Origin of the sequence: Marinobacterium weihaiense, from assembly GCF_019061305.1 — a bacterium.
Taxonomy (GTDB): Bacteria; Pseudomonadota; Gammaproteobacteria; order Pseudomonadales; family Balneatricaceae; genus Marinobacterium; species Marinobacterium weihaiense.
The window spans coordinates 130,189-151,755 of the sequence record NZ_JAHQZT010000006.1; the positions used below are offsets into that span (position 1 = coordinate 130,189).

Below are 21,567 nucleotides of genomic sequence, written 5' to 3' on the forward strand. Positions count from 1 at the left end.
TCGCCTCGCCCCCCGTCATCATCAAGCTTACATGATCAATTTGGCGACCGCATCCAGCATCTGCGGCGGCTGGAACGGCTTCACGACCCATGCCTTGGCCCCGGCCGCCTTGCCTTCAGCCATTTTGTCCTTGCCGGCCTCGGTGGTCAGCATGATCACCGGGGTGAACTTGTAGCGCGGGTTCTGCTTGAGTTCCTTGACGAAGGTGATGCCATCCATGTTGGGCATGTTCACATCGCTGATCACCAGGTGAATCTTGTCCCCGGTCAGTTTGGCCAGGGCGTCACGGCCGTCACAGGCTTCGATCACCTTGTATCCGGCCCCTTTCAGGGCGATTGCAACCACTTGGCGAATGGAGGCTGAGTCGTCCACTACCATGATTGTTTTATCCATCTGTGTTCTACCTGGTCAACGGGGTTCAAAAAAAGCTGATGGAGCCGGCATCCGCCGTCTCTTCATTATCGGAATTCTGCTGTGTCGGCGCATGCTGGCGATGCTGCTCAACCGTGGTATAGCGGGTTTTCATGTCCTGCAGCAGCGCCTCAATGTTCATGGACAGTTCGCGCTCGCCACTGCGGTAACGGGACTCATCGGCTTCCAGCATATCGGTCAACTGTGACATGCTGCCGGACACCTGTTCCAGAATCTGGCTGACACGGTCCTGGAACTGCAGCTCTACCAGCACCTGTTCGATCTGACCGCTGACTTCCATATTGGTCGCCAACAGTTGTTCGCCTTCCGCAATCAGCTTGTCGGCACGCTCTTCAAGGTGCTGCACCACCTCGTTAATGAACTGCTCGCCCTCGTCCAGCGTCTGATCTTCCTGCTCGCGGGTATCGCCGGCACTGCTGGTAATCGCATGCATGGCCTCCTTGACCATGGCGATCTTCCCGGCGATGTGGCGTCCGGTTTCGCCCGACTGTGTCGACAGTTCACGCACTTCCTGGGCTACAACAGCAAAGCCACGGCCGGCATCTCCGGCACGAGCGGCTTCAATGGCCGCATTCAGCGCCAGCATGTTGGTCTGCTCGGCAATGGACGCAACAGAACCTGCCATCTGGTCAAGGTCGGCCGCGAAGCTTTCGAGCTGGCCAATACGGTCAAAGAGGAGGTCGGTGGTGGCGTCGAAACTCTTCATCTTATCGAACAGCTGCTGCAGGCGCGCCTTGTCCGTAGTCAGCGTATCCAGATGGCCGCTGTCACCCGCACTGTCCGACGAGGCGCGCGTCGCCGCAATCAGCTGTACCAGCTCGGCAAACCGGATGGAAAGCGCATTGATGGCTTCATTGCCCATGTCACGGCAGGAGTCGACATGACGCCCCCAAACCGGCACCACCTGCAGCCAGACCGACAGCAGCCGGTCCAGGTTGGTGTGGCAATGTTCGGCATACACGTGTTCACGTTCCAGGTGTGCCTGAAGCTCTTGATATTGAGCCTGCAATCGCCCCAGGCATCGCCATGCCAACCATGACAAGCCGCTGCCGAGCATCAACACTGGCAACAGTGCCCAATAGGGAACCGACGCCGACACCATGATCAGCAGCACAGCAGATAAAACCGCAACCCCGAGGGGAGACAGGGCAAGCCATTGGTCAGAACGGAGCATTGGTGCTCTCCATGCAGGTAAAGTTTACAGTGTCGGCTATTATTCTAGTGGCTGCAGACAGGCATTCAAACACAACACATGTATCATGTTTACTGACACAAACCAAAAAAGTGTATAAAAGTACCAATAACTCGGCTGTCTAAGCCAGCAGGTTGCCACCAATCGCTGATCCGCATGCCGAATCATCTCTGCTACCATGGCGATAATAACATGAACAACCGAGACCCTTCGCCATGAGTGAACAGACCCTGCCCCCTTTGCATGATCTGGAACAACAGGACGCCTTTATCAGCCGCCATATCGGCCCCTCCGCCGAAGAAACTGCCGCGATGCTGGCCGAGCTGGGTGTCGATAGCCTGAGCGCACTGATCAATGAAACCGTGCCGGGCAGCATTCGTGTCAGCCGGCCGATCCCGCTGGCCGCGCCCAAAACCGAGGCTCAGGCCCTGGCTGAACTGAAAGCCATTGCCCGGCAGAATCAGGTCAAGCGTTCACTCATCGGCATGGGCTACAGCGATACGCTGACACCCAACGTTATCCTGCGCAACGTGCTGGAAAACCCGGGCTGGTACACCGCCTACACGCCCTATCAGCCGGAAGTATCCCAGGGCCGTCTGGAAGCGATCCTCAACTATCAGCAGATGGTGCTCGACCTGACCGGTCTGGATCTCGCTAACGCCTCCCTGCTGGACGAGGCAACCGCCGCGGCCGAAGCCATGACGCTGTGCAAGCGCATGAGCAAGGCGAAGAAGGCCAACGCCTTCCTGGTGGACGAGCAGCTACACCCGCAGACCATTAATGTTATTCAGACCCGCGCCGAGCCACTGGGCTACGATGTCATCGTCGGTGATGTAGAAACGCTGCTGGACCAGCATGAAGCCTTCGGTGTCGTTGTACAGTACCCGGGCACCACTGGTGTACTGCGCGACTTTGGTCCGTTGATCGAGAAAGCCCACGCCCGGAAAGCACTGGTGTGTGCCGCCGCCGATCTGCTCAGCCTGGTGCTGCTCATATCGCCGGGTGAAATGGGGGCCGACGTGGTGTTCGGCTCCGCCCAGCGTTTTGGCGTGCCTATGGGGTATGGCGGCCCGCACGCGGCCTTCTTTGCAACCCGGGACGCTTACAAGCGCTCGGTACCGGGCCGTATTATCGGCGTCTCCGTCGATACCCGCGGCAACCCGGCGCTGCGCATGGCGATGCAGACCCGCGAGCAGCACATCCGCCGTGAAAAAGCGACCTCCAACATCTGTACCGCTCAGGTCCTGCTGGCCAACATGGCCGCCTTCTACGCCATCTACCACGGCCCCGAAGGCCTGAAAACCATCGCCGGTCGCATCCACCGCCTGACCGATCTGCTGGCCGCGGGCCTCAAACAGAAAGGGCTGGAGCTGGCCCAGGATACCTGGTTCGACACCCTCACCATTAAAGCCGGTGCCAACCGTGACGGTCTCTATCAGGCCGCTCAGGACGCCGGCTTCAACCTGCGCAAGCTGGGTGACGACGAACTGGGTATCAGCCTGGACGAACGATCCGACCGTGCCGAGATCGAAGCCCTGTGGACCGCCCTGCTCGGTGCCGATCACGGCCTCGACATTGCGGCACTGGACGCCGAGCTGATCGCTAGCGGCTCTTCCAGCATCCCGGCCGCGCTCAAGCGCACCTCCGACTTTCTGACCCATCCGGTATTCAACGAATATCACAGCGAAACCGAGATGCTGCGCTACCTCAAGCGCCTGGAAAACAAGGACCTGTCACTGGCTCACAGCATGATCGCGCTGGGTTCCTGCACCATGAAGCTCAACGCCACCGCCGAGATGATCCCGGTGACCTGGCCCGAGTTCGGTGCCCTGCATCCCTTCGCGCCGGTTGATCAGGCACAGGGCTACAAGGTGATGATCGACTCGCTGGAAGAGATGCTGAAAGCGATCACCGGCTTCGATGCCATCTGCATGCAACCCAACTCCGGTGCCCAGGGCGAATACGCCGGCCTGCTGGCGATCCGTCACTATCATCAATCTGAAGGTCAGGGCCATCGTAATATTTGCCTGATCCCGACCTCGGCCCATGGCACCAACCCGGCCTCGGCCGCACTGGCGGGGATGAAAGTAGTACTGGTCGGCTGTGATGATCAGGGCAACGTGGATATCGACGACCTGCGCAGCAAGGCAGAAGCCCACGCCGACGATCTGTCCTGCCTGATGATCACCTACCCGTCCACCCATGGCGTGTACGAGGAAGGCATCCGCGAGATCTGCGACATCGTGCACCAACACGGCGGCCAGGTGTACATGGACGGTGCCAACCTCAACGCTCAGGTGGCGCTGACCCGCCCGGCCGATATCGGTGCCGACGTGTCGCACATGAACCTGCACAAGACCTTCTGCATTCCGCACGGCGGCGGCGGCCCCGGCATGGGTCCGATCGGCGTCAAGGCGCACCTGGCTCCGTTCGTCGCCAACCACCCGGTGGTCGGTATCGACGGGCCCAGGGCGGGCAACGGCGCCGTATCGGCGGCGCCCTGGGGCAGCGCCAGCATCCTGCCGATCAGCTGGGTGTACATCGCCCTGATGGGCGGCGAAGGCCTGCGTCAGGCCACCGAACATGCCATCCTCAACGCCAACTATTTGGCGAAGAAACTGGGTGCGCACTACCCGGTGCTTTACTCTGGTCGTAATGGCCGCGTGGCTCACGAGTGCATCATCGATCTGCGCCCGTTGAAAGAAGCCTCCGGTATCTCCGAGGAAGACGTGGCCAAACGCCTGATGGACTTCGGTTTCCACGCCCCGACCATGTCCTTCCCGGTGCCGGGCACGCTGATGATCGAACCGACCGAATCCGAGTCCAAGGCCGAGCTGGACCGCTTCATCGAGGCGATGGTACGGATTCGTGAAGAGATCGCGCTGGTGGAAGCCGGTGAACTGGATGCGGACAACAACCCGTTGAAGAATGCACCGCACACCCAAGCCGACATCATCGACTCGGACTGGAACCGCCCCTACAGCCGGGAGCAGGCCGCCTTCCCGGCCAGCTGGCTGAAACAGTCCAAGCTGTGGCCGACGGTGAACCGTATCGACAACGTATATGGTGACCGCAACCTGATGTGCAGCTGCCTGCCGATCGAGGCGTACGCCGATCATTGAGGCCGGCAACGGGATGGGAGTCCGGCAGGGCTCCCATCATCGTTCAGGTTTCAGCTGTCGCTTTTATACACCCCGAAAGACTCTGTGCCGCCTCAACGCTTGATCACAAAGCAGCCCTGATTGTGCGCCTTCAGGCGCGCGCAGGCCGCACCGGCCGCATCTCGATCTGCAAATCCCATCAGCAGTACCTTATATGCCCCTCGCAACTTGCGAACAGTTACAGGGTGCCCCTCCAGAATGGCATGATGCCGTTGCGCCAAGCTGGCCGCCAGCATCTGTGCACCCTCGCGCTGTGACAGAGATGCCAGCTGAACCCGGAACGGGGCTTCAGGATCGATAACCGGCTCGGGTACCGGCTCTGAGCGACGCACAGAGGCGACCTCATCGGCCTGGACAACAGGCTCCACCGGTGACGACAACTCGGCCACCACGGACCGGTCACGCACGGGTACGGGCTTCTCGGCCGGGGCTTGAGGCTCAGGCTCAGGCTCAGGCTCAGGCTCAGGCTCAGGCTCAGGCTCAGGCTCAGGCTCAGGCTCAGGCTCAGGCTCAGGCTCAGGCTCAGGCTCAGGCAGTATGGTTTGTGCCGGTGTTGCAGATGCAACCACTTCGATCATATCGGATGCGGCCACTGGCGCTGCACTCGGCTCGGTCATTTCCCCCGAGGGCACTCTGGCTTCGGACTCTGCCGTGTCGAGGTCCGGCTGCAAGGGCATCGCATCGACAGGCTCACCTGCGGTGTCCTTCAGGATCGCCAGCGCCTGCACGGCTTGGGCATGACCACTGTTCGCCGCTCGCGTCAGCCACATCCGCGCCTGCCGCTCGTCGGGCTCTGCCTGCTTGAGAAAGAGAATGGCCAAGCGGTAACGGGCCTCCGCATGCCCCTGACGGGCTGCCTTGAGCCACCAATCACGGCTTTCATCACGATGACCTGCAAAGAAGCGCAGCGTGCCCAGACTGAACTGAGCCTCAGCCAGTCCAAGCTCTGCAGCCTGACGGTAGAAATGCTCGGCCTGCCCGGGATCCGGTGCCGCCAATGCACCGGAGCGAAAATGATGGCCCAGCTTCAACATGGCGCTGGCATCACCCTGGTCAGCCTGCTGCTGCCAGTGTGACAGTCGGTCAGCCAGGCGCTGATCGCCTGCCGTGTCTGCCCAGCCAAGAGGCGCCATTAACAGCCCCGCCGCAACGGCGAGGCTCTGTGCCCGTTTATATCCCCTGCCCAAGATCACCTCCATACCGCCAGCTCATGAAGCACGCCATCGCGCCCGGAGGCAACGATATAGCAACTCGGCACACTCAGGCAACGCCGACACCTGGCCTGCATCAAGGTTGGGCCTCACAGGTTGGGCCGCACAGATGAACTTGGAAAGCCTGGCCCGAGGAATCGGGCCAAGCCAGGACAGGTCAGGACAGGTCGGACACTTCCTGTTCGATTAGCCTGCGGATATGCTCCTCGTTGTCGATGAACTGCTCACTGTCTTCACGCAGGGACTTCACCAGGCCATACATCATGGCCAGCAGCACGAAGGTGAATGGCAAGGCACCGGCAATGGAAGCCGCCTGCAGGGACTTCAGCGCCAGATCGCCCCCCAGCAGCAGGATGATCAGGGTCACCGCGCCCAGCGCCATGCCCCAGAGGATGCGCTGCTGCACCGGCGGACGCTGCCCGAAGGCCAGCAATCGCCCCAACACCAGCGTACCGGAGTCCGCCGAGGTGACAAAGAAGATCACCACGACGACCAGCGCTGCCATCTTGGCCAATACGGCCAGGGTGCCCGGTGTCAGCACATCGAAGGAGTTGTACAGCGTACCGGCATAATCCCAGTCGTTGATGGCTGCGTTGTAGATGGTCATGTCCGCGCCATACAGAGATTGATGGATACCGGCAGAACCGATCACGCCAAACCAGACCAGCGCCACCACGGACGGAATCAGCATCACTCCGAGCACGAACTCGCGAATGGTGCGGCCCCGGGAAATGCGCGCAATGAACATGCCCACGAACGCCGACCAGGCCATCCACCAGCCCCAGTAGAAGATGGTCCAGCCACCCTGCCAGGTGCGCTCCTCGCCACTGCGGGCGGTCCACAGCGTCATGGAGATACCCTCGGTCAGGTAATCGCCCAGCGCGGTGATCGAACTGGCCACCAGATAGTTGGTATCGGTCACCAACATGAAGTACGCCAGGATAACCAGGCAGATCCAGGTATTCAGGGTCGACAGGCGCTTGATGCCACGGGCGACGCCACTGGTCGCGGACAGCGTTGCGATCACGGTAATCAACAAGATCGACACCACGGTCACGGTTTGAGTGGCTTTTTCCAGCACACCCAGCGAGACCAGACCAGCGCCGATTTGGTTAACCCCCAGACCCAGCGTTGTCGCAATACCGAAAATGGTGCCGAACACGGCCAGAATATCCACCGTATGGCCGATAGGACCATAGATGCGCTGACCGATCAGCGGATACAGGGCCGACCGAATCGACAGCGGCAAGCCCTTGCGAAACGCGAAGTAGGCCAGTGACAAACCGACTACGGCATACATGGACCAGGCAATCGTACCCCAGTGGAACACCGTCAGCTTAATGCCGCCGGCAGCCGCATCCGCGACCAGGTCATTCGGTACCGGGAACCCGGCATCACCGGGCATCAGCCCCTTGTCCAGCGCCGCCTGCTTAGCTGCAAAGAAGTCCGCAACCGCCGCCTTGACCTCACTGCTGAGGAAGGGGTTGCCACCGCTCCACTGGCTGGCAAAGTGGATCATCGGCTCCGACATGGAGAAAAACAGCATGCCGGCACCGGTGCCACAGCCAAACAGCATGGAAAACCAGGCAAAGTTACTGAACTCGGGGCGGTCCGTGTCACGTCCCAGACGAATCTTGCCCACCCGCGAACACATCAGATAGACACAGACCACAAAGGCCATGAACATGACCAGGATGTAGTACCAGCCCAGAGTGTTTTCGATCCAGGTCTTGATACCAATAAACTGCTCACTGGCGGTCTTGCCCAGCAGTACAGCATAGAGAATGAAGACAACGGTCATCACGATTGCCGTAATGCCCAGTGTCGAGTTGAGGCCTTTGAGAATGCCCCGCTTGGCGATCAGCGTATTGAGCTCTTCCTTGGGAAGCATGGTTTCCTCTGCTATTGAATGAACAAATTTCAATAGCAATGCATTATATATTCATTTTCCATGAAAGTGTGGGAAAGGCGACATTGTCCACCATTTGCAACATCTGACACGCCTGCTGATGACTGAACACCCAATGCTGATCAATCGGCATTCTTATACTAATGCTTGATTGCGTAGCATTACGAAGCAAGTATAAAAAATAATATGCGAGTGCCCCACATCAAGACAGCGCGGCACTGGAGGCAGGCGCCTCAAACGGCCAGCAGACTGGCCATACAAGGAAGAATCAGGCCTCGGGCCACAGGCGAAGCGGTTCCAGTATGACGCTGCTATCGGCATTGCTGACCCAGACCTGGCCATCCTCGATACTGCACTGCAGATGCATGCCACGCTCGGCCAATGCCGTCAGGTCGGCACTCTGGGCCGGTGAAACACGCAGCACTTCCAGGTTGTCGAAACGGTACAGCTGCCCGCGAACACCTTCCCACCAGGGGGTCACCGCCTGCTCGGAACCGTAGGCCAATATCACGACTTGTCGGGCACGATTACAGGCCTTGCGGATACGCTTATCACTGGGCAGTCCAACCTCGACCCACAATTCGATTTCGTCCGCGTAACTCTTGCACCAGAGGTCGGGCTCGTCATCGACACAGAGACCACGGGTAAACTCCAGCCGCTCATCCGCGCGCAGCATGAAGGCCAGCAACCGCATCATCAGGCGCTCTTCCGTTTCCGAAGGATGTTGTGCCAGCGTATGGCTGTAATCGGCGTAGTGGTGCCGATCCATATCGGCCAGCTGGAGGTGTACTTTGTGTACGGTTGCGCTTTGGGCCATTGGCAGGGTCCGTTCTGTTGATCAAGGTTAAAGGCCTGGCATCATCGCACCGGATGCATCATTCCACCAACCCGTATCAATCGCATGGTGACGTTTACTTTCCCGGCCCACACTTCAATACTAGCAACCCCTGCACGTTTTGCCCGACGACCGCCCGCACCCTGCCACCGGCCCGCCTCACGTCATGCATGCGGGGCACAGGGCATGCGGATCGCCATCCGCGTGCCCTCATTGCCGCTGTGTACATCAATATGACCGCCGCATTTGTCCAGCACCTCCTTGACCACAAACAACCCCAGCCCGAGCCCCGGCACGGACTCGCGCTCCGCCGCCCGGAAGTGGCGTTCGAAAATGCGGCTGCGCACATACTCGTTCATGCCGGCGCCATAATCACGCACAGTAAAATACCAGCCCTCAGGATCTACCCCCAGGCTCACATCCACCGGCTGCTCGTCCGGGCTGTACTTGAGTGCATTGTCAATCAGGTTGCGCATCAGCACTTCCAGAATCGACGCCGGCAGTCGCAAGCCGACACGCAGCTCGTCCGCTTCATGCCAGCGAATACGCTGTCGAGCCCTCGCATCAAAGGTCTCGATCACAGCCTGCAGCCGCTCGCCCAGGTCATACTCCTGCACCTCGACATCCGCGCCGGTCAGATCAGCACGGCCGCGCAGCAGACTCATCTGCAGCAACTGATCAATGCGCTGCACACTGTCGCGGATACGGGTGTAACGCTTGACGCGTTCATGGGATGAATCCGGCATCTGCTCCAACATGTCCAGCGATTGCGTGGAATTGTCGATAACGGCCAGCGGCGTACGCACCTCATGCGAGAACATGGCCATGAACATCTCATGCGACAGTCGCTGCTTGCGCTCCAAGGCCACCTCACGAGATGACAGCTCTGCGCGCCGTTGAGCGTCCCGTACCGTGCTTTCGGACTTGCGCACGGAAAACACTAGAATGAAGTGCAAACTCAGCTGAAACGACAGAATCATGATCGGCGCGATATACACCGTGCCCACTGTTACCGGCATTAGACCGATGGTATACAGACCATTCACCACCACGAAAACACCGAATACGAACAAACCACCGGCACGAAACCTCTGCTCGGAATCCATCCGTTTCCAGCTCAGCAACAACGGCACCGACACCAGAATTGGGAAAACCGATACATAGGTATTGATGAAAGCCATGGCTTCGGGGTAACGGCCATAGAACGCAAAGATTATGCCGACCATACTGTGCATGATACCGACGATAAACAGCCCGTTGACCCAGCGCTTGCCCCTGAAGGGAAAATCCAGCAGCCGCCAGAAGAACACGAACGCCAAAAAGCCCGAACACAGCACCCCCAACTGCATGATCAGGTTCTGCTGGTAGGCATCAATGTGCGGAAAAAGATCACGCACAAAACCGTTGCTCAACAGCACCGTTGCCAACATCGAGGCTTCATAGGCAACGAAATAAAAGAAAATGGGACGCCGCAGCCAAATACCGTTTAGCAGGTTGATCACCAGTATGACCACCAATATACCGATCAGAATGCCTTCGCCCAGCACGCGCCCCTCGATCAGTGCCTCATGCCTGCTCCAGGGCAGTATCTGGATCAGCAGAACCGAGGTACTGGTCGTTTCCAGCCTGACCAGCATCTCCATACCGCCCTCCGGCAAGCGGGTGCCGACGACAGCGATACGATGATGCAAGTCGTGCTCCGGGTCGTCCACCAAATCACCGGCCCGCAACCGGTCAAACAGCTGCCCGTCCTGCAGCAGAAAGTACTCAACCTTGTCCAAATAGGCCGGACTGCTGCTGAACGCCCACTTCTCGGCGGAACCGGGCAAGCGCTCGAGGCGCACATGCAGCCAGAAAGCCGATGTGCTGTAGCCCTGTCCCAGTGCAAACGGGATCGGCTTGAACCGCCCTGCACGCTGAGCCGCCAGCGCCTGCTGCCAATCCAGGGTACCCAAGGGGTCTTCCAGCACACTCAACTGTCCCTTATCCAGGGTCAACGCCCCTTGATTCAGCTGGACTGCCGGCGCATCCGCCCAAACCGGCGGCACCGAGGCAAACAGCAATAACAGGGTTGTCAGCAGCCTCCAAGGGCTGGCATACATGCGCAGGGTCAACATCGATTCTCGCTTTCGGTTATTCCAGGCCGGGCATACTATACCCGTGCATATCGGCAAGGCCGAAAACTTTATCTGGACAAGATCAGAACAAGGCTCAACAGCGGACGGCCGGAAAAATTTCCGTGGATAGTGGAAATTTCCGTGTAAGCTTATAACAGCCATACTTTTTCTCGATATCAGCAAGCAACAGGCGCGGCCCCATGAGTGAAGAGATCAGCCAACATATCGACCAGATGATCCGGCATGAAGAAGACGAAACATCCACGCCCCTGCCGGACAGTTTCGACGAACTGGAACCAGAACAGATCGCGCTGCTGCTGGAGTCTCTGCCGCAGGATGCCCGGCGCCATGCCTGGAGCCTGGTGCCCGTCGAACGTCACGCCGATGTACTGGTGGCCATGCGCAGCGAAGCCCGTGAAAGCCTGCTGCGCGAATTTGACAGCGCTGCGCTGGACCAGCTGACCTCCGACCTGGACGCGGAAACCCTGATCGAGCTGGCGGATTCACTGCCGGAAGAGGTGGTGGACATTGCGCTGGCGCGCATGGATGACAGCCAGCGGCATCATTACGAACAGAGCGCCGGGTATGACGAGGACCAGCTGGGCCGCTATGTCGATCATGAGCTGCTGATCCTGCCTCACAACAGCCGGGTCCGTGATGCCCTGCGCCTGCTGCGTCGTGCCATTCCCGAGTACAGCGAGCACCTCTGGCTGGTCGACCGCACCGGCCGCTACACCGGTGCCGTATCCATTCATCACCTGTTCGGCGCTGCGGCACACCAGCCGCTCACCGAACTGCTGGACGCGGAGCTGTCACCCCTTGCCGCCGAGCTGCCACTGAAGGAAGCCTGTGAACAATTCGAAGTAGCCGCAGTGGCGGCCCTGCCGGTCATCAATACCGAGGGCAAACTGCTGGGCCGCATGAGCCAGCGCCTGGCATTTGAAGTGGTACACGAAAACTACGAAGCCCAGCTGATGGCCAGCGCCGGTCTGGACGAAGACGAGGATCTGTTTGCGCCGGTACTGCGCAGCTCTCGACGACGTGCAACCTGGCTGGGCATCAACCTGCTGACCGCGTTTCTGGCGTCCTGGGCCATCGGCCTGTTCGAAGGCACCCTGCAACAGGTGGTGGCGCTGGCGGTGTTGATGCCGGTCGTGGCCTCCATGGGCGGGATCGCCGGCAGCCAAACGCTGACACTGATGATCCGTGGCCTTGCCCTGGGCCAGATCACCACCGCCAACGTGATGCCCCTGCTGAAAAAGGAGCTCAGCGTCGGCGGACTCAACGGGGTGCTCTGGGCCATCGTAATCGGGCTGGTGGCCTCCGTCTGGTTCAGCAGCGCCGCCATCGGGCTGGTGATCGGGCTGGCCATCGTGATCAACATCGCCGCTGCTGCCCTGTCCGGCGTACTGATTCCGGTGCTGCTGGAAAAACTGAAGATCGACCCGGCCCTGTCCGGCTCGGTCATTCTCACCACGGTCACCGACGTGGTCGGCTTTGTCGCCTTTCTGGGACTGGGAACGCTATTGCTGCTCTAGCATTAAAGCTCGCCCAGGCTGAACGTCTCACCGGCGCTGTCGACCACCAGCTCGGTGGTGCGGCCGTGCTGCACCATCCGCCCCAGTTCCACCAGCTGATAGAACAGGTTGCGCCCGATGCGCCCTTCCATGCCGAAGCGAATCATCAGGTAGGGCGAAGGCTCCTTGGTGCGAGGGTCCACCTCCACCCGAAGGGGGTGCTCGGCATCGGCCCTGACCCGATCCCCGGTTGCCGTGGTGAAGATCAGCTCCGGCCCCCGATCACCGATTTCGTGCTCCACGCCGATGACCTGAAAGGGCGCATCTTCAACCTGAATCCCCACCTTTTCCACCGGGGTCTTGAGAAAGTAGCGATCACCCTCCTTCCAGAGAATACGCGAGAACATTTTCACCATGGCCTCGCGGCCAATGGGTGAGCCTTCATAGTACCAGCGCCCGTCACGGGCAATCTTCATGTCGATATCGCCACAGAACTCGGGGTTCCAGCTTGCCAGCGGCGGAATTGTCGCTTCACCTTCCAGTTGTTGACTCACGGCCGCCGGATCAAAGGTTGTACTCATCACACGCTCCTTGGGTGTTGTGGCCTTGAATGTTTTTGCGCAGCCATGAACAGCCCTCACCATAGCTACAGAAGATTTCATCATGTCGCTTCAATAAATGAATATAATTCACTCATAACAAAACACCAACGTAAGGACGATGGATAACATCATGAGCGAATCCCTGCAGCAAAAATTTGCCGACCCTCATCGCAGCGTCTGCTTTGTCGGAACCACTCCGCCCAAGGCCAGCACCGATGACATGCAGATGCAGGAAATCGCTGATCGCCTGCTGGCGCGTCTGGATACCCTGGAATATGACGGCCTGATTGTCTACGACATTCAGGACGAGAGCAGCCGCATCGACACTCCGCGTCCTTTCCCGTACATGGAAACCCGTGATCCGCGCGAATATTCCAAGCTGCTGACCGCCAGCAGCCAGCGCCCGATCATTACCTACAAGAGCGTTGCCCAGCGCGACCGCACCGACTTCGAGCAGTGGTTAAGCGAAGCCTGGGATGACTACGGCATTCGCAACCTGGTGCTGGTGGGCAGTCCTTCGTCCGAAGGCGAGATCAAGTTGTCGCTGAATGACGCCTACGGCGCGCTCCAGTCACATGACAAGCCCTTTCACCTGGGCGGTGTCACCATTGCCGAGCGCCATGCCGTCAAAGGCAACGAGCACCAGCGCCTGATCAGCAAAGTGGAAAGCGGCTGCGAGTTTTTCGTGTCCCAAGCGGTCTACAACTCCCAGGCCACCATCGACCTGCTGACCTCCTATGCGCGCAGCTGCCGCGAACAGAGTATTGTCCCCAAGCGCGTCATCCTGACCTTTACCCCCTGCGGCAGCGCCAAGACTCTTGAGTTCATGCAGTGGCTGGGCATCTCCGTGCCCGAAGCGACACGCTACCGCATTCTGGACGCAGAGACACCGTTGGCCGAGTCCGTGCGCATCTGCCAGAACAACCTGGAGCAGATTCTGGATGCCTGCCTGCCACTGGGCCTGCCGATCGGACTGAACATCGAGAGCCTGACCAACCGCAAGGCCGAAATCGATGCCTCCATTCAACTGTATCAACTGCTGAAGGCAACCCTGGACCTGCGCCTGGCCGAGCGTCGGCTCAACCAAGCCGGCTGAATATAACACCAGGGACAATTCCAATTGATGGGAGCGCCTGCCAATTGACATGCCTCCCCGGCCTCAAGGTTTCGGTTTGCCACCGTTAGGCGGAATAGCCGAGGGCACACTGAGGACGGGGTAAGGAGCCTTTCGCGCGTCGTGGTAAACCAAGCAAACGCTTACTGTTGATTTTTTATTTCCTAGAATAGTTAAGTGAAAAATCGTATGTGCTACACAGACGGGCCAGCAGCTAGTGGATCATCGGCCACTGCCAGCAGGTCCTCCCCTTCAACCTGTTTCATCGTCGTCTCATCCTTGCCGTACTCGACCACAAAATCTTGTTCGTGCACATGGGTATTGCGGACCTTACTATCGACCTCCGCTTCACTGACACCTGGTTTTATCATACTGCGGTCGCGCCGGCTGCGCGGGTCGCTATAGTCCAAAATCGATTTAGTGCCCTGATGCCCCATTATGTATGCAGCCTCTTTCCTGCTGCGTCGCTTTGCCTGTACGTCAGAACGCAGATCCGCGCCCAGCTGATGTCGAAATGAATATAGGGTCGGCCTACCACGTTTGCGCCGCGGAAAAATCTTTGCCGTCATTCGGCTCCAGCGGGCCTGAATCGCTTCTATCAACTGCTTTGGATTTTTTCTGTAACCAGGCTCCGCTCTTATTATATCAATAGCGATCTTAATGGCTTCTCTACTCTTTTGCGAAACACATATATAGCGATCCAGCCCACGATCATCGTCCGACCAAAACTTTGACCCTGGGACAAATATCCTACCGTCATCCATCATATTTATACCATGCATTTCATTAGGCCTACAGCCCAACTCCTGTGCTAGAATAAATGCCGCATATAGCCCCTCTATACCGTGGTCATTTGGGTTATCTAGACGCTTATCGAGCTCAGTTTCAATTTTTTTCATATCAGACTCAGTGACCTTTTTCGGGCGACCGCTGGGTGGGCGATTAGGCAGGTTACGCGGCCACTGGGTGTCCTGTATACGTTTTACAGCATCGCTGTGCCCGAGTGATTTCTGATGCCAAGTCACCGCGGACCTGATCGCCATCCACGAATTTTTGCGATAATCTAACGTTGCAGCGCTCATTGCTTCAGCCAATCCTTTCGGTGTTGGGGGTGTATCGCCCAGGTATCGACCGTAAAACGCGACTGCTGTTCTGGTATACCGTGCTGCCGTTGTCTCATTGACCATGTTATATCACTCCGTTGTATCATGGCTCTCTATTCCACATGACTACCATGTCTTGCTTGGTACTACTGCTACGCTATAGCCTACGCGATCCTTCCTAAAACGCCACTTCTATAGAAGCTGAAACCAATCTCAGAACAAGCATACTTAGTCTGATGGTACATATGCGTCAGACTAAGTAATTCATTTAAGTTCAATGGACTTTGTCTGATGCAAATAAACATGGTTATAAACCGGTCTTCAACGCTATACAGCCTTTTCCCTGAGTTATGAAAAATAGCACAAAGCGCCAAAGACGTATTGGTTACGCCATGAGGGCAATGCAACCCAGAGTTAAGATGAGAAGCCTTTGCACTAACCCGTCAACATAGTGTTAGATAGCGTTTTAAATCAGCTTGAATCAAAATTTCAAATTAAACACGATGAGGCAAAATCGAAAGACTTTAAGTAATACTTTTCAGATGAAATTAGGATTTAGCTATTCTAAAACAGGTTTTTCTAGTTAAAAAACACCATCCTGTATGAAAATTAGCGAAAATCTTAGCTAAAAACACTTCTTTAAATAACAACCCACAAAAACTTTCATAATGCTTGAAAAACTCGAAACACATACTGACTACTGAGAATAACGCATAGTGAATATTATAAATAAATATCAAGATATCTTTCAGTCTCAGATAAAGCGAGCCGAGACCGTTAACCCGCACTTGCTCTATTCATGCGGATAATGACTGCATAATCAATAAGCCAATGATGCACCAAGAATTCCCGAGTTCGACAGTTAGCTTTATAACTTATTGATTCGTATAGATAGCACTGCAAAATGCTCCACTACACGATCAGGTTATCGGTGCCAACGCTGGGGTTTTCGATACTGAGGGCCTTGAAGATATCCAGCTGCTCACGGCTCATACTGGACACACCTGTCACGGTGCTGCCACCGAGGGTGGCCTGGTGATATTGGATACTCCGCAACTGCTCCAGTGCCCGCATGGGTGAGTGTTCAGAGCCTGCTGCCTTTAAGCGCATCCGCATCACGCGGTGCAGAACCAAAGCAATAAAGCAGATCATGGCATGGGCTCTGATCCGCTCTGGCAGCCGGTGGTACACTGGGCCGATTTCGATATCCGATTTCAGCGCCTTGAAGCCTCGCTCGATGTCTGCCAGTGATTTGTAGTGTTTGACCACCTCTGTTGGCGACAAGTCCTGGACGTTAGTGACCAGCAGCAGCTTGCCATCCATCAGTCGCGCACGCTTCAGGGCTTTTTCGTCAATATCGTAGCTGAACAACTCACTTTTCAGGTCAATACGCACGATTTTTGCCAACGAAGATTCACTGACCTCTTTGTATAAACGGGCTGTTGCACCACCATCAGACAGCTTGCGACCGCGTGTGGTCTTGCCTTCATCCTGCCGGATAAGCTTCTCGGTCAGGCGCTGTGCTTCCTCTTCGATCGCGTTGATTCTGGCATCACGGGCCGCGGTTTCATCGGCGGCACGTACGGGATCGTGGGCTACGATCAGGCGCTGCTCCTGCCACTGAGTCTCTGTGATCACTTCCGCGTCGGCGGAGTCAAAAACCGTGCGCTGCAACGGCTCCAGGATCGGTTCGAAGTCACTATAACGACGCCCGGGAACCGCCAGAATAAACTCAACCGGTTGACCGTTCAGCAGCGTCATCTGCTTCAGCTCATCCAGGTTGTCGACCGACAGTAACCCACGGTCTGCAACCACGACAATGCGCTTAACCGGGAAGCGCTCAATGATCGTTTTCAGGGTGGGCTGAAGGGTTTTGACTTCTGCGGTGTTGCCTTCAAACACCTCGTGGTACAGCGGCAGTCCTTCGGCCGTCTGAACCATACCCAGCATGACCTGTCGACGGATGCCACCGTCCTTGGAGCGCCCGTACTGCCTGAGTTCTTCGTCCTGTTCGGTCAGGCCTTCAGCGCGAATGGTCGTCATATCGTAGAAGACGACTGACAGCTCCTGATCGATCAACGGACGCAGCAGTTCAGTGACTTTGTCATTGACGGCATCACGTTGGGTATTGAGCGCATCCATTGCCCGCAACAGATGCTGATGGTCAACTTTTTTGATACTACCAACGCCGGGAACACATACAGTCTCCAGCCAGCGCAGCACGCCCAGCTTGGAGTCGGGCGAGGTCAGGCGATTCATGACCATAATGCGGATCAAGGCTTCGATCTGGATGCTGTGACGCGTGCCGCGGAAGGCCTTGCGCAGCTGTTCAAAGCCGAGAGCATTCCAGAGCTGAGTCAGTGCCCAGACATCACCCAAGGCACGAGATGACTCAAAGCTGACTGCGGGCTTATCCGGCAGCGATCGCCCGGTAATCCGGCACAGACCTTCGACCACGGACTCCAGCTCATCACCGAGCTTGTCGAGACGGCCGAGGGTCGCAATTGTGCGTTGTTTTGGGCGGCCGTTCTCGTCTCGATAGGCTTCAACGAGCTGCACATACTTGCGAGGGCCGGACTTGGTGACTTTGACGTACATGCCATGACTTTATCACCTATTGGATACCTTTAAAACGGAAAAGATATCCACAGGCATGCCACTACAGGGTTTTAGGCTACCAAAAAGCGGAAACCCGCATGAATACTGGGCTGGGGTGTGCAAAACAGACGATTTTCAGTGGATAACTGTCGAACTCGGGAGAATTGGGTGCCGGATTCACCAACCGGCCCTAGTATTAATCAGCTAACCCGTTTGTAGTGGTCATGCCATTTAGGCCACCGCCTTTTGGCATTCAAATAATTATGCTTTGCAAAATATTTTATTGTAGCCCACCATTCTTCTTATGGAGAATCAATTTAATGTAATAGACGATCATGTAATTTGTAACTGGCCGCTTTGCCGAGGTAAAGCATGTATGGGCACCCGCTCGGTTTTTAAACTTATGAAAAAACGCTCCATTGGAGCATTCCCCCAGCAATTTCCTCGTCAATTCAGGCTCTGTTTCATCTATTAACCAGGTGGTAATTTACATCTGATATAGTGCTTGCATGAATACAGACGCACGTAAGCTCAGCACAGAGCAACAAGAACTTCTCAGGCAGAAAGCGATTCGACTCCGCGAGAAGGGCAAAACCTTCCGCCAGATTGGTCAGCTTCTTGACGTCCACCCCGACACCGTTGGGCGCTGGTACAAGCGCTATCAAGCGGGTGGTGCCAAGGCCATCGCGGTTCAAAAGCGCGACCCCAAAAACAAGCCTCGGCGGTTGACCGAAAAGCAGGAGCAACGTGTCATCGAGGCGATGCGTGACCAGATGCCCGACCATCACAAGCTTGGCTTTGCGCTTTGGACACGGCGCGCGATTACTCAGTTGATCAAGCAGTTCTGGGGCATTGATATCCCGGTCCGCACGATGGGCGATTACCTCAAGCGCTGGGGTTTCACGCCCCAGAAGCCATTGAAGAAAGCGCGGGAGCAGAACCCGTCCCGCGTTGAAGCCTGGCTGAAGGAGGAATACCCGCAGATTCAGGCCCGTGCCAAAGCAGAGAACGCCCAGATTTTCTGGGGTGACGAGACGGGTATCAAAAACAATACCCAGCACGGTCGCAGCTATGCCCCGAAGGGGCAGACCCCGGTGCAACCTTTGCCGGCCAAGCGTGTATCGCTCAACATGATCTCGGCGATCACCAACCAGGGCACTGTACGATTCATGCTCTACGAGTCGACCATGACCGCCAAGGTCCTGAAGAAATTTCTGCGCGCGCTGATCGAATCGACGCCTGGTAAGGTCTTTCTGATCCTGGATAACTTGCGGGTACACCACGCCAAGGTCGTGAAACGCTGGCTGGAGCGCAAGACAGTCAAACGCTATCTGGAAGTATTCTTCCTGCCAGCCTACTCCCCGGAGTTGAATCCGGATGAATACCTTAACTGTGACCTGAAAGGCATGGTGCATAGTGGGCCTGCTGCTCGCTCTGTTGACGATCTGAAGAAGCGCACGCGATCATGCATGCTGACGCTTCAACGCCGTCCTGAACGAGTGAAAAAATACTTTGATGCTGAGCATATCGCCTATGCCGCATAAAAGACCTAAATTGCCGCCGGGTTAATAATATCGCCAAAGTAACTGCCTGAACCCTAGGCTTGTATATTTGCAGCCCTGATCCGAGTGGCACAGTACACCAGGGTGAGAGCGTGAACATTTTTTAAGCATGTATCACTTTCTCAAGATAGCCAACGTCCATTGCAGCCAGTCGTTGTTTGCGACGGATGCCGGCTTTCCTAGTCGTTTCCCGGCGCAACTGATTGAGGGCGACATGGCGTAGCGTGGCCAGATTGTTGGCACCGTGGCCCCGACTGATTTTGCAGGCACCCTCACGCAACGCGACATCCAGGACCCAGTGCAGACGATTTTCAATATCCCAGTGACTGCGCACGCTATGGGCGAACGCCTCTTCGCTCAGCACGGCTGAACTGATGTAGTAACGGTATTGCAGCTCTTCCTTGCCTGCCTTGTTGCGGCTGTAGCGCAAGGCCACGCCGACCGTTTTAAGGCCGGGCCAGTGCGGAAGTCCGGCGATCTCACCCGCATCGAGAACATGATGCTCACGGTATTCCTGGCGGCCGTGACCACTCTCAATCTGGCGATGCCTAGGCTCGTCAGCTGAGCCGAAAGCGGAGCGGATAGCCTGGTACAGCGTCTTTTGGTTGCCCTTAACGGCCTGCAGGTAGTCACCCTTTTTGTCGAGTATGGTCTGTGCGATCGTCCGCTGGCAGCCCATCGCGTCCAGCGTCACCAGGCTGTCTTGGAGGTCAAGCAATGACAACAGTTCAGGAATAGCATTGATTTCATTGGATTTTTCCTCGGTCTTCCATTGCCCCATCACCACACCATTGGCCGTCGCGAAAGCACTGACGATATGGATGGTCGATTGCCGATCTCCGGGGCGATAGGAGCTGCGCAGGGTTTTGCCATCCACGGCAATGACCTGCCGCTCCGTGTTGGCTTCGGTGTCTTTCATCCATTGGATTAAGCTGCTTTGCAGCGCCTCGGGCTCAATCCGGCTCAGCACCCGGGCGATGGTGTCATGAATCGGGATACCGTTCTCATAGCCGCCATAGCGCTTCAGCCAGTCGAGCCGAGCATGACCAAAGTCTTCGATTTCCTCCCAGCCTTCACAGCCCGCGATGACGGCGGTGATCGTCATAAAGAGGATATCGAACAGCGGATAGGTGATTTTGGCGGCTTGGCGCGTATCGGTGATGCCAGCCAGGTGTTGGGCAAGAACAGTGAGGCTCATGGTCTGGTTCGCAAAAGCGCCCATCAGACCACATCGGGTCAACCGAAGGAAAGTGTCAGCGCTGATCTGGTTGTTTTTTCACGCTCTCGCCCTGCACAGTACACCTTGTGGCTTACTACGGAATTAATAGGCGATTGTCAGAACCTGCTTCACCAGCGCAGTATTTGGTGACAGAAACACGGCCCAGCTAACAGGTTTACAGAAAAAAGTTCACTGCAGTGATGTATTCCATAGCGTTACGGATTATGAAGAGGGACGCGAGGACGCTTCGGCCAGCAGTTCCTTTTTGGCTTGTGCCAGCTCGCGATATCGATCGGCGTGCCAGATCACGACCTTGCGCTGCATGTCGATCTCGTATTTCAATCGGCCCAGAATATCCATACCCAACAGGCCATCATAGCCGGGGTTGGTCGAGGGCTCGATCACCATCACTTCTGATTTTCCCTGATCCACCGGCCCGAAGCTGATGCCATCAACCGGCAGCAGCCGGGTCGGAATGCGTGCGCCACCCACGACCTGGGCATAGCCGCCTGGCTTGGACAATCCACCAAGACGACTGATGGCCGACTGGTGCACAACGGTACGGCTGGCACCGGTATCCACGATCAAGTTGACAGTTTGCGTGTTACCCAAATGACGCAAGGTTACCGGTATCTTGACACTGTTGCCCCGCACATCCGCACGCTGCTCCAGGCTGGCCATTTCCCGCTCAATGGCGGCCAGCCGGCCCTGGGTACCCTTCTGAGCGGCCAGACGGCTGAGTGTTTGCTGACGACGCTCACGCTCGGCTCGGCTGAGCGTTTCGGATTCCTCCTTGCGTGCCTGGGTTTGTTCGCGAAAACGGGGGGGAATCTGACTTTGGCGGTCCACATAAACCTTCCGTCCACGATCATCCGTGTAGTGATAGATTTCAGCAACGGCAGACGCCACCCACACCGATTGCACGACACACAAGGCACCGGCTGCAAGACACTTCAGTTTCATCCCTGTCCACTCCCTTTATTCTATTGGCAGGC

General features: G+C 57.0%; 15 protein-coding genes and 1 pseudogene. 4 read left to right on the forward strand and 12 right to left on the reverse strand.

The window, feature by feature from the left end:
* Positions 1 to 27: 27 nt before the first annotated feature.
* Positions 28 to 393, reverse strand: coding sequence for a response regulator (locus KTN04_RS06420; protein ID WP_217334394.1), 366 nt, complete (start codon positions 391 to 393; stop codon positions 28 to 30).
* A gap of 25 nt (positions 394 to 418) precedes the next feature.
* A complete protein-coding gene (locus KTN04_RS17185) occupies positions 419 to 1,606 on the reverse strand; it encodes a methyl-accepting chemotaxis protein (RefSeq protein ID WP_217334395.1) in 1,188 nt (395 codons plus the stop codon).
* Between the two features lie 233 nt (positions 1,607 to 1,839).
* Between KTN04_RS17185 and gcvP the strand changes: the two genes are divergently transcribed.
* Positions 1,840 to 4,746 (forward strand): aminomethyl-transferring glycine dehydrogenase, encoded by a 2,907-nt coding sequence (gene gcvP, locus KTN04_RS06430; protein WP_217334396.1) that lies wholly within the window; start codon positions 1,840 to 1,842, stop codon positions 4,744 to 4,746.
* 92 nt (positions 4,747 to 4,838) lie between these two features.
* Here the strand turns inward: gcvP and KTN04_RS06435 are convergent, their stop codons facing one another.
* From KTN04_RS06435 to KTN04_RS06450, 4 genes are all read right to left on the reverse strand, one after another.
* Positions 4,839 to 5,918, reverse strand: coding sequence for an SPOR domain-containing protein (locus tag KTN04_RS06435; RefSeq protein ID WP_217334397.1), 1,080 nt, complete (start codon positions 5,916 to 5,918; stop codon positions 4,839 to 4,841).
* Positions 5,919 to 6,153: 235 nt separating this feature from the next.
* Positions 6,154 to 7,887 (reverse strand): BCCT family transporter, encoded by a 1,734-nt coding sequence (locus tag KTN04_RS06440; RefSeq protein WP_217334398.1) that lies wholly within the window; start codon positions 7,885 to 7,887, stop codon positions 6,154 to 6,156.
* A 286-nt stretch (positions 7,888 to 8,173) separates the two neighbouring features.
* Complete coding sequence (locus KTN04_RS06445; protein ID WP_217334399.1) at positions 8,174 to 8,722, reverse strand: YaeQ family protein; 549 nt, start codon at positions 8,720 to 8,722, stop codon at positions 8,174 to 8,176.
* Positions 8,723 to 8,904: 182 nt separating this feature from the next.
* On the reverse strand, positions 8,905 to 10,857 hold the full coding sequence (locus KTN04_RS06450) for a sensor histidine kinase (protein ID WP_217334400.1): 1,953 nt from the start codon (positions 10,855 to 10,857) through the stop codon (positions 8,905 to 8,907).
* Positions 10,858 to 11,057: 200 nt separating this feature from the next.
* Between KTN04_RS06450 and KTN04_RS06455 the strand changes: the two genes are divergently transcribed.
* Positions 11,058 to 12,395: a magnesium transporter gene (locus KTN04_RS06455; RefSeq protein WP_217334401.1), complete on the forward strand. Its 1,338-nt coding sequence runs from the start codon at positions 11,058 to 11,060 to the stop codon at positions 12,393 to 12,395.
* A 2-nt stretch (positions 12,396 to 12,397) separates the two neighbouring features.
* On the opposite strand, the gene KTN04_RS06460 is transcribed toward KTN04_RS06455, so the two are convergent.
* Positions 12,398 to 12,955 (reverse strand): DUF1285 domain-containing protein, encoded by a 558-nt coding sequence (locus KTN04_RS06460; protein ID WP_217334402.1) that lies wholly within the window; start codon positions 12,953 to 12,955, stop codon positions 12,398 to 12,400.
* Positions 12,956 to 13,106: 151 nt separating this feature from the next.
* On the opposite strand from KTN04_RS06460, the gene KTN04_RS06465 reads away from it, so the two are divergent.
* On the forward strand, positions 13,107 to 14,072 hold the full coding sequence (locus tag KTN04_RS06465) for a methylenetetrahydrofolate reductase (protein ID WP_217334403.1): 966 nt from the start codon (positions 13,107 to 13,109) through the stop codon (positions 14,070 to 14,072).
* Positions 14,073 to 14,284: 212 nt separating this feature from the next.
* Here the strand turns inward: KTN04_RS06465 and KTN04_RS06470 are convergent, their stop codons facing one another.
* The 3 genes and pseudogenes from KTN04_RS06470 to KTN04_RS16810 all read right to left on the reverse strand — a co-directional run.
* A complete protein-coding gene (locus tag KTN04_RS06470; RefSeq protein WP_217334404.1) occupies positions 14,285 to 15,172 on the reverse strand; it encodes a hypothetical protein in 888 nt (295 codons plus the stop codon).
* Positions 15,173 to 16,105: 933 nt separating this feature from the next.
* The gene (locus KTN04_RS06475) at positions 16,106 to 17,791 is read right to left on the reverse strand and encodes an IS1634 family transposase (protein WP_217334405.1); all 1,686 of its coding nucleotides are present in this window, start codon (positions 17,789 to 17,791) and stop codon (positions 16,106 to 16,108) included.
* A 280-nt stretch (positions 17,792 to 18,071) separates the two neighbouring features.
* Positions 18,072 to 18,238: pseudogene (locus tag KTN04_RS16810) on the reverse strand (IS3 family transposase); the annotation flags it as partial.
* Positions 18,239 to 18,300: 62 nt separating this feature from the next.
* Between KTN04_RS16810 and KTN04_RS06480 the strand changes: the two are divergent.
* Positions 18,301 to 19,335 carry an IS630 family transposase gene (locus KTN04_RS06480; RefSeq protein ID WP_217334406.1) on the forward strand — a complete coding sequence of 345 codons (1,035 nt, stop codon included), beginning with the start codon at positions 18,301 to 18,303 and terminating at the stop codon, positions 19,333 to 19,335.
* Positions 19,336 to 19,456: 121 nt separating this feature from the next.
* Here KTN04_RS06480 and KTN04_RS06485 read toward each other — a convergent pair whose 3' ends face one another.
* Both KTN04_RS06485 and KTN04_RS06490 read right to left on the reverse strand, forming a co-directional pair.
* Positions 19,457 to 20,551 carry an ISAs1 family transposase gene (locus KTN04_RS06485; RefSeq protein ID WP_217334407.1) on the reverse strand — a complete coding sequence of 365 codons (1,095 nt, stop codon included), beginning with the start codon at positions 20,549 to 20,551 and terminating at the stop codon, positions 19,457 to 19,459.
* A 243-nt stretch (positions 20,552 to 20,794) separates the two neighbouring features.
* Positions 20,795 to 21,535, reverse strand: a complete 741-nt coding sequence (locus KTN04_RS06490; RefSeq protein ID WP_217334408.1) for a retropepsin-like aspartic protease — start codon at positions 21,533 to 21,535, stop codon at positions 20,795 to 20,797.
* Positions 21,536 to 21,567: the final 32 nt, after the last annotated feature.

Coding starts and splice junctions, on each gene's coding strand:
- KTN04_RS06490 (WP_217334408.1), bottom strand. CDS start 21,535: ATGAAACTGAAGTGTCTTGCAGCCGGTGCCTTGTGTGTCGTGCAATCG.
- KTN04_RS06455 (WP_217334401.1), top strand. CDS start 11,058: ATGAGTGAAGAGATCAGCCAACATATCGACCAGATGATCCGGCATGAA.
- KTN04_RS06485 (WP_217334407.1), bottom strand. CDS start 20,551: ATGAGCCTCACTGTTCTTGCCCAACACCTGGCTGGCATCACCGATACG.
- KTN04_RS06445 (WP_217334399.1), bottom strand. CDS start 8,722: ATGGCCCAAAGCGCAACCGTACACAAAGTACACCTCCAGCTGGCCGAT.
- KTN04_RS06480 (WP_217334406.1), top strand. CDS start 18,301: ATGAATACAGACGCACGTAAGCTCAGCACAGAGCAACAAGAACTTCTC.
- KTN04_RS06435 (WP_217334397.1), bottom strand. CDS start 5,918: ATGGCGCCTCTTGGCTGGGCAGACACGGCAGGCGATCAGCGCCTGGCT.
- KTN04_RS06475 (WP_217334405.1), bottom strand. CDS start 17,791: ATGTACGTCAAAGTCACCAAGTCCGGCCCTCGCAAGTATGTGCAGCTC.
- KTN04_RS06470 (WP_217334404.1), bottom strand. CDS start 15,172: ATGAGCGCTGCAACGTTAGATTATCGCAAAAATTCGTGGATGGCGATC.
- KTN04_RS06465 (WP_217334403.1), top strand. CDS start 13,107: ATGAGCGAATCCCTGCAGCAAAAATTTGCCGACCCTCATCGCAGCGTC.
- gcvP (WP_217334396.1), top strand. CDS start 1,840: ATGAGTGAACAGACCCTGCCCCCTTTGCATGATCTGGAACAACAGGAC.
- KTN04_RS06420 (WP_217334394.1), bottom strand. CDS start 393: ATGGATAAAACAATCATGGTAGTGGACGACTCAGCCTCCATTCGCCAA.
- KTN04_RS17185 (WP_217334395.1), bottom strand. CDS start 1,606: ATGCTCCGTTCTGACCAATGGCTTGCCCTGTCTCCCCTCGGGGTTGCG.
- KTN04_RS06440 (WP_217334398.1), bottom strand. CDS start 7,887: ATGCTTCCCAAGGAAGAGCTCAATACGCTGATCGCCAAGCGGGGCATT.
- KTN04_RS06460 (WP_217334402.1), bottom strand. CDS start 12,955: ATGAGTACAACCTTTGATCCGGCGGCCGTGAGTCAACAACTGGAAGGT.
- KTN04_RS06450 (WP_217334400.1), bottom strand. CDS start 10,857: ATGTTGACCCTGCGCATGTATGCCAGCCCTTGGAGGCTGCTGACAACC.